1 protein-coding gene is annotated in these 1,417 nt (G+C 63.8%); it reads right to left on the bottom strand.

The features are described 5' to 3' along the window. Window positions 1-338: 338 nt before the first annotated feature. Window positions 339-1,154 (bottom strand): methyltransferase domain-containing protein, encoded by an 816-nt coding sequence (locus ACFULT_RS27150; protein WP_363447963.1) that lies wholly within the window; start codon window positions 1,152-1,154, stop codon window positions 339-341. Window positions 1,155-1,417: the final 263 nt, after the last annotated feature.

Raw genomic sequence — 1,417 nt, 5'->3', positions numbered from 1 at the left:
CGCACATTTCCCCGAAAAGTGCCACTTGCGGAGACCCGGTCGTCAGCTTGTCGTCGGTTCAGGGCAGGGTCGTTAAATAGCCGCTTATGTCTATTGCTGGTTTACCGGTTTATTGACTACCGGAAGCAGTGTGACCGTGTGCTTCTCAAATGCCTGAGGTTTCAGCAAAAAACCCCTCAAGACCCGTTTAGAGGCCCCAAGGGGTTATGCTAGTTATTGCTCAGCGGTGGCAGCAGCCTAGGTTAATTAAGCTGCGCTAGTAGACGAGTCCATGTGCTGGCGTTCAAATTTCGCAGCAGCGGTTTCTTTACCAGACTCGAGTACTTACTTAAATGTTATCACCGCTTGGCGTAGACGCTGCGGTGCACCCGCCACTGCTGCACCCGCGGCCGGTCCGGGTCCGCGAGGCCGCGCAGTTCGGCGAGGGCCGGCTCCACCACCCGGCCCCAGGTCTCGTCGTCGACCTCCCACAGGTAGGGCGGCAGCCGGCGCTCCAGGCTCTCCAGCAGCTGACGCGGTGTGGTGGCCCGCTCGTAGTCCGGCGCGAACTCGTGCCGCAGCCGGGTCAGCCCCGCCGCGGCCGCGGCCGCGTCCAGCCGTTCGGGGGTGTCGGGCCGCGGCGGCTGGAGCACGGCCAGCCGGTCCAGTACGGCGACCAGGTCGTCCGGGTCGGCCGCGGGGTCGCCGTGCACCGCGAGCAGCCGCCCGCCGGGGCGCAGCACCCGCGCCGCCTCCGCGAGGGCGCGCGGCATGTCCCCGACCAGATGCAGGACGTGCGTGAAGACCAGGTTGTCGAACGTGCCGTCCCGGAACGGCAGGGCCCGGGCGTCCCCGGCCGTCACCCGCCCCGCCAGCCGCTCCGCGGCCCGCGACAGCATCGGCAGCGACAGGTCGACGCCGTGGACCCGGTGGCCGAGTTCGGCCAGTCCCGCCGCCACGATGCCCGTCCCGACACCCACTTCGAGCACCGGGCCGGGTACCAGGTCCCCGGCGAGTTGCGCCGCGGCCTGCCGGCCGCGCTCCATTCCGCCCCGCATCCGGTCGTAGTCGTCCGCGACCCGGTCGAAGGCCTTGGCCTCGGTCGCCGACTGGAAATAGAGGTTTTCGTCCCCCGGATCCTGGCTGTGGTGATGATGGTGATGGCTGCTGCCCATGGTATATCTCCTTATTAAAGTTAAACAAAATTATTTCTACAGGGGAATTGTTATCCGCTCACAATTCCCCTATAGTGAGTCGTATTAATTTCCTAATGCAGGAGTCGCATAAGGGAGAGCGTCGAGATCCCGGACACCATCGAATGGCGCAAAACCTTTCGCGGTATGGCATGATAGCGCCCGGAAGAGAGTCAATTCAGGGTGGTGAATGTGAAACCAGTAACGTTATACGATGTCGCAGAGTATGCCGGTGTCTCTTATCC

This window comes from Rhodococcus sp. NPDC057297, assembly GCF_042667435.1.
GTDB lineage: Bacteria > Actinomycetota > Actinomycetes > Mycobacteriales > Mycobacteriaceae > Rhodococcoides.
Note: the sequence above shows the minus strand (reverse complement) of the source record. Positions and strands in the feature narration are given on the sequence as shown.

What these genes read in the sequence shown, in the direction of transcription:
- ACFULT_RS27150 (WP_363447963.1), bottom strand. Translation starts at nt 1,154, where the DNA reads ATGGGCAGCAGCCATCACCATCATCACCACAGCCAGGATCCGGGGGAC.